We start from the raw sequence: 8076 nt of genomic DNA on the forward strand, positions 1-8076 counted from the left end.
TGTTGACGGACAACTGGATCGAATTTCTTCAATTCCAATTTTTCCGGCTTAGTACGCTTGTTCTTCGTAGTGGTATAGAAGTGACCAGTACCAGCAGAAGAAACCAGCTTGATCTTCTCGCGAACACCTTTAGCCATGATTCAGTTCCTTAATACTTCTCACCGCGGGCACGAATTTCGGCCAAGACCGTTTCGATACCCTTCTTATCAATAACACGCATACCTTTAGCAGATACACGCAGAGTTACAAAGCGCTTCTCGCCCTCAACCCAAAAACGGTGAGAGTGAAGGTTCGGCAGAAAACGGCGTTTGGTCGCGTTCATTGCGTGGGAACGGTTGTTACCGCTCACCGGGCGCTTGCCAGTAACTTGGCAGACTCGGGACATGTCTATTCTCCAAAAATCAAATCAGCTCGAGCTTCGTATAGGATTTGGCCGCCTCGTCAGGCTTTAGAGCCCATCTCAGCAAATTCACTGAGAAGACTCACTGTCATCAGGTCAGAAACCCCTGCCACCAGGCTATAAACCTGCTGAGATAGGCTCTTCACGCCAAACCCAAGATTCTCAAAGGTGGCGTAGTATACGCTCTGAAGCGTAAGTGCTCAAGTCCCGAACAGCTAAAGATCCTGAAAGGATCAATTATTATTGCTCTAAAGCCATCCCCGTTCAGCAAATGAGACACATTCACCCCGGCCAACCACTAAATGATCGAGCACACGAATATCTAATAATGAGCAGGCTTTTATCACCTGCGTAGTAATCAAACGGTCGGCTTGGCTCGGTTCAGCCTTACCCGAGGGGTGATTATGCGCCAGAATCAGCGCGGCGGCATTAACCTTCAGCGCTTCACGCACAATTTCTCTCGGATGGACCTCAACGCTGCTAATGGTACCAGTAAACATCTCCTCATGGCGAATAACACGATGCTGGTTATCCAAAAACATGACTAAAAAAATCTCTCGTTCGCGGTGGGAAAGAATATTTTGTAGAAACTTTTGGGTAATTTCGGGATTTTGCAGAACACTTTCCCGCATCAGGTGGGATGAAAAGCAACGGCAGGCTAGTTCTGCAATAGCTTGAATTTGGCTGTATTTAGATGCACCAATCCCTTTTTGAGCACATAACGTCTGATAATCCGCCGACATCAGCCCATGAAGTGAGCCAAACTCTTCAATCAGATATTCAGCCATCTGCATTACGTGTACTCCCGGAATACCGGTACGCAGAAAAATAGCGAGTAACTCGGCATCGGTCAGCATGGCTGCACCGTATTTCAGTAATTTCTCCCTTGGGGCTATCTGCCCATACCATTCATCCATCCTTTGGCTCCTGTGATCCCAGAACAGCACGTGCAGCATGACAGAAGGCTTTCTGCCTGGCGAACTCATGATTAAGTGCATGCGAAACGCTTCGCAAATTTGATGATTGATGACATCAAGCGACAGCCCGATAGCTAATCTACTCAGCGGTTATGCTAAAATATTGCCTCTTACAGCTTTCATTCGGACAATCATGATGACGGGACTTTCCGGCAAACATATTGTGCTCGGGATTAGCGGAGGTATTGCCGCGTATAAATCTCCTGAGCTGGTACGCCGCTTGCGCGACAGGGGCGCAGAAGTGCGTGTGGTGATGACGACCGCCGCCAAAGCGTTCATTACGCCGCTCACGTTGCAGGCAGTCTCGGGTTATCCCGTCTCAGATGATTTACTCGATCCGGCGGCAGAAGCCGCCATGGGCCATATTGAGTTAGGTAAATGGGCTGATCTGGTCATCATGGCTCCGGCTACGGCTGATTTACTGGCCCGGGTTGCTGCGGGGATGGCAAATGACCTACTGACCACGGTTTGCCTGGCCACGGCAGCCCCTATTGCGGCTGTTCCGGCCATGAATCAACAGATGTACCGTGCTACGGCCACCCAAGCGAACTTGCAGACTCTCGCTAATCGCGGAATGTTGCTGTGGGGGCCGGACAGCGGCAGCCAGGCTTGTGGTGATGTGGGGCCGGGAAGAATGCTGGACCCGCTGGAAATCGTCGCACTGGCAGACAGTCATTTTTCTGCAAAACAAGACCTGCAACATTTGAGTGTCATGATTACCGCAGGGCCAACGCGTGAAGCACTTGATCCGGTGCGCTTTATCAGTAATCAAAGTTCGGGCAAGATGGGCTTCGCAATTGCTCAGGCCGCCGCCGCGAGAGGCGCTAAAGTCACGCTGATTGCAGGCCCGGTGAATCTCTCCACGCCGACGGGTGTTAATCGCATTGATGTTGTCAGTGCTCTTGAGATGCAGCAGGTCGTGCAGAACACCGTAGCCCAGCAGAATATTTTTATTTCTTGTGCTGCGGTAGCGGATTACCGTGCAGAGCAAGTTTCTGATGAGAAAATAAAAAAACAGGGTGATGAGATCACCCTTAAGTTGGTGAAAAACCCGGATATTGTTGCCGGCGTGGCTTCGATGGCTAAAAATCGACCATTTGTAGTTGGATTTGCTGCCGAAACCCAGAATGTGGAAGAATACGCGCGACAAAAACTAGTGCGAAAGAAGCTGGATCTGATTTGCGCTAATGATGTATCGCTCGCAGAGCATGGTTTTAACAGTGATACCAATGCCTTGCACCTTTTTTGGCTGGCTGGAGAGAAACGTTTACCGCTCAGCGATAAACACCTCCTCAGTCAGCGTTTAATAGACGAGATTGTCAGCCGTTATGATGAAAAAAATCGACATTAAAATTCTGGACCCACGTGTTGGCAATGAATTTCCTTTACCAACCTATGCTACAGAAGGTTCTGCCGGGCTGGATTTACGTGCCTGTCTGGACGAGGCAGTTGATTTACTGCCGGGGCAAACCACATTGTTACCTACCGGCTTAGCCATACACATCGGTGATAGTGCTTTAGCCGCCGTCATTCTGCCGCGCTCCGGTTTGGGGCATAAGCATGGCGTGGTATTAGGTAATCTGGTGGGGCTGATTGATTCCGATTATCAAGGGCAATTGATGGTGTCAGTCTGGAACCGTGGTCAACAGGCTTTTACCATCGAACCCGGCGAACGCATCGCTCAGATGGTGTTTGTTCCCGTAGTACAAGCAGAATTCAATTTGGTTGAGGATTTTGACCAAAGTGAACGTGGTACCGGTGGTTTTGGTCATTCTGGGCGCCAATAACCTACCCTAGACCTCAATATCGTAAAAAAGCTATCACATAAGCCGCCGGGGCTTGGTACCCAGTGCGGCCGATATTTGGGTTTTTGTTATTAAGTCATTTTTAGCAAGGGTCTACTCGGACATGGCAGAAAAACAGAATACGAAAAGGAACAGGCGCGAGGAGATTTTGCAGGCTTTAGCGCAGATGCTGGAATCCAGTGATGGCAGCCAACGCATTACTACCGCTAAACTTGCCGCCAATGTGGGGGTTTCTGAAGCAGCGCTTTATCGACATTTCCCCAGTAAAACGCGGATGTTCGATAGCCTGATCGAGTTTATTGAAGATAGTCTGATGTCCCGCATTAATTTGATTCTGCAAGATGAAAAAGAGACGTTTAATCGCCTCCGGCTAATCCTGCTACTGGTATTAGGGTTTGCAGAACGCAACCCCGGCCTGACCCGAATCATGACCGGGCATGCACTGATGTTTGAGCAAGATCGTCTGCAAGGGCGGATTAATCAACTGTTTGAACGTATTGAAGTGCAATTGCGTCAAGTTTTGCGCGAGAAAAAACTGCGTGATGGGCAAGGTTTTATACATGATGAAGCGCTATTGGCGACTCAACTACTGGCATTTTGTGAAGGGATGCTTTCGCGCTTTGTCCGTTCAGAATTCCGCTACCGGCCAACACAAGAGTTTGACGCCCGCTGGCCACTGATTGTGGCGCAGTTGCAATAAGCTCAGTCGCGGCAGTCAAAAAACCTATAAAAAAAGGGCCTGATGGCCCTTTTTGCTGGCTTAGCAATACCGTGGCTAGATACCGTATTCTTTGCGATATTCACGCACTGCTGCCAGATGATCAGCCATTTCTGGTTTTTCTTCCAGATAACTTATCACATCACTCAACGTCACAATCGCAATCACTTTGCAGTGATAATCACGTTCAACTTCCTGAATCGCTGAAATCTCACCACGGCCACGTTCCTGACGGTCCAATGAAATCATTACGCCGGCCAGGGTCGCGCCCTGTGCATTGATAATCTCCATTGATTCACGAATAGCAGTACCAGCGGTTATTACATCATCCACCAGCATGACTCGGCCTTGTAATGGGCTACCTACCAGACTGCCGCCTTCCCCGTGATTTTTCGCTTCTTTACGGTTAAAACAGTAAGGCACATCGCGCTCATGATGCTCTGCCAATGCAACAGCCGTCGTCGTCGCAATTGGGATACCTTTGTATGCTGGCCCGAACAACAGATCGAACTCCACACCACAATCTACTAAGGCAGCGGCATAAAAACGCCCGAGTTTTGCCAGATCCAGCCCGGTATTAAACAATCCGGCATTAAAGAAATAGGGGCTAATCCGCCCAGACTTCAGGGTAAATTCGCCAAACTTCAACACCTGCTTGTTAAGCGCAAACTCGATAAAATCGCGCTGATAGGCTTTCATGGGTACTTCTCCTCTCCAGATTGTGACTGTTCTTGTTAACTGCTTTATTAACTGACTCGATACCTAAATTGCAGGCAAAAAAAAGGCGACTAGCAAGTCGCCTTAATCAATTATTGTGCTAACACTGCTTTCTGTGCCTGGAAAATAGTCTCTATTCCCCCACGGGCCAGAGCCAGCAACGACAAGAGTTCTTCGTGACTGAATGGTTCGCCTTCTGCGGTGCCCTGCACCTCAATCATCCGGCCATCTTCCATCATCACCACATTCATATCCGTTTCTGCGGCAGAATCTTCTACATATTCCAGATCGCAAAGGGCCTCGCCTTTAACGATACCGACAGAAACTGCAGCAACCAGACCTTTCATCGGGTTCGCTTTCAATTTACCCGCCGCGACCAGTTTATTCAGTGCATCGGCCAGAGCCACACAAGCACCACTGATTGAAGCAGTACGGGTACCACCATCAGCCTGCAACACATCGCAGTCTAAGGTGATAGTGAACTCACCTAATTTCTTCAAATCAACCGCAGCACGTAAAGAACGGGCAATCAGGCGCTGAATCTCTAAAGTACGGCCACCTTGTTTACCTTTCGCGGCTTCACGGGCATTACGGCTATGAGTAGCACGCGGCAACATGCCATATTCAGCAGTTATCCAGCCCTGCCCTTGGCCTTTGAGAAAGCGCGGAACACCCTCTTCGACCGTGGCGGTACACAATACTTTGGTATCGCCAAACTCAACCAATACTGAACCTTCAGCGTGTTTCGTGTAATTACGGGTCAGGGTGAGTGGGCGGACTTGTTGTGCTGCTCGGTCTGCTGGACGCATGGGCTTTCTCCGGCTTTAAATCGATATTGGTCGCGCATTATACGGCCTTAGTGATGTAATGCCTATCCTGCCTGCGCCTCGGAGGCTATAATCGCTGCATCTTTTCTTTAAAACGGGTACGCAACAATGATCCGCAGCATGACCGCTTACGCTCGGCGTGACATTAAGGGTGAATGGGGTAGCGCAGCCTGGGAGCTGCGTTCCGTTAACCAACGCTATTTAGAAACCTATATTCGCTTACCTGAACAATTTCGCAGTCTGGAACCAGTTATCCGCGAACGCATCCGTGGCCGCTTAACGCGCGGCAAAATCGAGTGCAACCTGCGTTTTGAACTGGATGCCAACGCACAAAGCTCTCTGATCCTTAACGAAAAACTGGCAAAGCAGTTAGTTGAAGCCGGTAACTGGGTCAAAATGCAAAGTGATGAAGGCGAGATAAATCCGGTGGATATTCTGCGCTGGCCGGGTGTCATGGCCGCTGAAGAGCAGGATCTGGACGCAATCAGTACCGAGCTAATGCAAGCATTGGATATCGTGCTGGATGACTTTATCGTTTCCCGCGAAACAGAAGGTGCGGCACTGAAAACCCTTATCGAACAGCGCCTTGATGGTGTTAGTGCGGAAGTGATTAAAGTCCGTGCGCATATGCCAAATATCTTACAGTGGCAACGTGAACGCTTGCTCAATAAGCTGGAAGAAGCGCAAGTCCAACTGGAAAATACCCGTCTGGAGCAGGAATTGGTGCTGATGGCGCAACGTGTCGATGTTGCCGAAGAGCTAGATCGCCTGGAAGCGCACGTTAAAGAAACGCACAATATTCTGAAGAAGAAAGAAGCGGTAGGCCGTCGCCTTGATTTTATGATGCAAGAATTTAACCGCGAGTCGAATACGCTGGCATCAAAGTCTATCAATGCCGACGTGACCAACTCCGCTATCGAACTGAAAGTGCTTATCGAGCAAATGCGCGAGCAGATCCAGAATATCGAGTAAGTTTTAATACATCACAAAAAATGTCTTTAAAGCCCGTGAGATCACGGGCTATTTTCTATTTAATCTGCTGCCATTTCTATAATTACGTTATTCGTAGTATCTAAGGTGATTCATACCTACGACTATCGTAGCGATGAACTCTCCTCGACAACAACGTGATATTTTCAGCCAACGTCTTAAGGATGCCCGTATACTTCGAGGGTTGTCCCAGAAAGGGCTGGGTATTGCTTAGCTTGTTTTTCCCGGATTCTGGCTTTACGGTCAATTAAGTCACCATTTCCATCATAATAGCGTCTCGGCCAGATCTCAGCCGGATGAATATTCAATGCTTTCGCAATCAACCACTCACCTTTCGGCCAAGGGCGGCTCAGCGCATTTGCTAATGTCGATGAAGCTAACCCCGCAACGCGTGAAAGTTTAGCCAATAAAGTATTCTACTTATGTAAAGCGGCAATAATATCCGCATGATGCCAGTCTTTTCTCATGTATCCACCTAACTCTTGGTCGTAAAAGGAGCAGATATACTCGTGAATTTATTTTGAGTTCGATACTACGGATAACGTAGCTTTTATTTTTGTCTGCTGGAGACCATGAATTTGTAGCAAGTACACGTATAAATCGTTACGAGAAAGGTGTACATGAAGCCAGCATGGAGGTAGCCCAACAACTCGCAGATGTGTTGCAAATACCGCTAGCGTACTTCTATACCGCCGACGATGTATTAGCAGACATGATGTTAGCGTTTATGGCATTATCACCAGAAGAAAAAACCATGGTATTGGCATTGGCGAAACTGTCGATTGCTGCGGCCATAAAGTTGAAGATTTTGTTACCGATGATAGTGCAATGGTTTATACCAGCCCTGAAGGTATCGTAATAATCACGGGCTGCTCTCACTCTGGCATCTGCAATATTATCGATTATGCTATTAAAGTTACCAGCGATAAACGTGTGCGTGCAGTTATTGGCGGCTTTCATTTATTAAATGCCAGTAGTGATATTCTATCCAGAACATCTGACTATTTTAAACAACTCAATGCTAAAGCAGTTTATCCCTGCCACTGTACTGATCTTAAAGCCAAAATAGCCCTAGCTAATGCAGTTAATATTGAAGAGGTCGGCGTTGGCATGATACTGAACTTTTAGTAATTAAAGTGCCCAATTTGAGCAGTAATAACGAGAATCGTCTGATTATTATAATTCCATAATATTTGTAAGTGTTTGTGTATGGCAAGAGGTTTAAAGCTAATGCATAATCCCTGCTGGAATTTTAACGCTCAAATAAGAAGGATTTCGTAATGCTTAAGAATGTACTTTTTTTCGATGCTTTGCTAACACCAAAAATTCTTACTGGTTTATATTGGCTTTTACTGGTGCTCATCATTATTTCCGGCGTATTTGTAATGATAAATACCAGCGTCATCGGCGGCTTTTTTAGCATCCTTGCTGGTGGCCTTACTTCTCGAATCTGTTTTGAAATGATCATGATCGCATTCAAAAACAATGAATATCTGAAAAGAATCGCAGAAAAACCATAATTAGGATTTGGGTATTCTTACTTCATTTGAAATGGAATACCCTAATTGCTCACCATTTTGCTGTTGTAGTGATGTTAACCCGCCCAAAGTCACACTTCTCTCTCTCGAACAAGCGGCTCTTC

12 protein-coding genes and 1 pseudogene are annotated in these 8076 nt (G+C 47.4%); 7 read left to right on the forward strand and 6 right to left on the reverse strand.

Features of this window, described 5'->3' with window-relative positions; all coding sequences use genetic code 11:
• From rpmG to radC, 3 genes are all read right to left on the reverse strand, one after another.
• On the reverse strand, positions 1–137 hold a 137-nt coding region (gene rpmG / locus V2A85_RS19965; protein WP_420072179.1), incomplete at its 3' end, for a 50S ribosomal protein L33.
• A gap of 11 nt (positions 138–148) precedes the next feature.
• Positions 149–385 carry a 50S ribosomal protein L28 gene (gene rpmB, locus V2A85_RS19970; protein WP_005164747.1) on the reverse strand — a complete coding sequence of 79 codons (237 nt, stop codon included), beginning with the start codon at positions 383–385 and terminating at the stop codon, positions 149–151.
• A 263-nt stretch (positions 386–648) separates the two neighbouring features.
• Positions 649–1317: a RadC family protein gene (radC, locus tag V2A85_RS19975; protein ID WP_083161712.1), complete on the reverse strand. Its 669-nt coding sequence runs from the start codon at positions 1315–1317 to the stop codon at positions 649–651.
• Between the two features lie 193 nt (positions 1318–1510).
• Between radC and coaBC the strand changes: the two genes are divergently transcribed.
• The 3 genes from coaBC to slmA all read left to right on the forward strand — a co-directional run bounded on the left by coaBC (position 1511) and on the right by slmA (position 3882).
• Positions 1511–2728: a bifunctional phosphopantothenoylcysteine decarboxylase/phosphopantothenate--cysteine ligase CoaBC gene (gene coaBC / locus V2A85_RS19980; protein ID WP_193784756.1), complete on the forward strand. Its 1218-nt coding sequence runs from the start codon at positions 1511–1513 to the stop codon at positions 2726–2728.
• On the forward strand, positions 2706–3164 hold the full coding sequence (gene dut / locus V2A85_RS19985; RefSeq protein WP_042568893.1) for a dUTP diphosphatase: 459 nt from the start codon (positions 2706–2708) through the stop codon (positions 3162–3164). The genes coaBC and dut overlap by 23 nt, the downstream gene beginning before the upstream one ends.
• A 121-nt stretch (positions 3165–3285) precedes the next feature.
• Entirely contained in the window at positions 3286–3882 is a 597-nt protein-coding gene (gene slmA / locus V2A85_RS19990; protein ID WP_005191076.1) for a nucleoid occlusion factor SlmA, read from the forward strand.
• Between the two features lie 75 nt (positions 3883–3957).
• On the opposite strand, the gene pyrE is transcribed toward slmA, so the two are convergent.
• Together pyrE and rph are read right to left on the reverse strand one after the other, a co-directional pair.
• Positions 3958–4599, reverse strand: a complete 642-nt coding sequence (gene pyrE, locus V2A85_RS19995; RefSeq protein WP_083161707.1) for an orotate phosphoribosyltransferase — start codon at positions 4597–4599, stop codon at positions 3958–3960.
• Positions 4600–4709: 110 nt separating this feature from the next.
• On the reverse strand, positions 4710–5426 hold the full coding sequence (gene rph / locus V2A85_RS20000) for a ribonuclease PH (RefSeq protein ID WP_083161705.1): 717 nt from the start codon (positions 5424–5426) through the stop codon (positions 4710–4712).
• 126 nt (positions 5427–5552) lie between these two features.
• On the opposite strand from rph, the gene V2A85_RS20005 reads away from it, so the two are divergent.
• Positions 5553–6416 carry a YicC/YloC family endoribonuclease gene (locus V2A85_RS20005; protein ID WP_005191086.1) on the forward strand — a complete coding sequence of 288 codons (864 nt, stop codon included), beginning with the start codon at positions 5553–5555 and terminating at the stop codon, positions 6414–6416.
• Positions 6417–6592: 176 nt separating this feature from the next.
• Here V2A85_RS20005 and V2A85_RS20010 read toward each other — a convergent pair whose 3' ends face one another.
• Complete coding sequence (locus V2A85_RS20010; protein WP_420072177.1) at positions 6593–6841, reverse strand: helix-turn-helix domain-containing protein; 249 nt, start codon at positions 6839–6841, stop codon at positions 6593–6595.
• A 149-nt stretch (positions 6842–6990) separates the two neighbouring features.
• Between V2A85_RS20010 and V2A85_RS20015 the strand changes: the two are divergent.
• The 3 genes and pseudogenes from V2A85_RS20015 to V2A85_RS20025 all read left to right on the forward strand — a co-directional run.
• Positions 6991–7209 (forward strand): annotated as a pseudogene (locus V2A85_RS20015) (helix-turn-helix domain-containing protein); the annotation flags it as partial.
• A gap of 53 nt (positions 7210–7262) precedes the next feature.
• Positions 7263–7562: a hypothetical protein gene (locus V2A85_RS20020; protein ID WP_420072178.1), complete on the forward strand. Its 300-nt coding sequence runs from the start codon at positions 7263–7265 to the stop codon at positions 7560–7562.
• 152 nt (positions 7563–7714) lie between these two features.
• Complete coding sequence (locus V2A85_RS20025) at positions 7715–7954, forward strand: DUF4282 domain-containing protein (RefSeq protein ID WP_083161672.1); 240 nt, start codon at positions 7715–7717, stop codon at positions 7952–7954.
• The last annotated feature ends 122 nt before the right edge of the window (positions 7955–8076 follow it).

The organism is Yersinia sp. 1252 StPb PI (genome assembly GCF_048593885.1).
GTDB lineage: Bacteria > Pseudomonadota > Gammaproteobacteria > Enterobacterales > Enterobacteriaceae > Yersinia > Yersinia enterocolitica_E.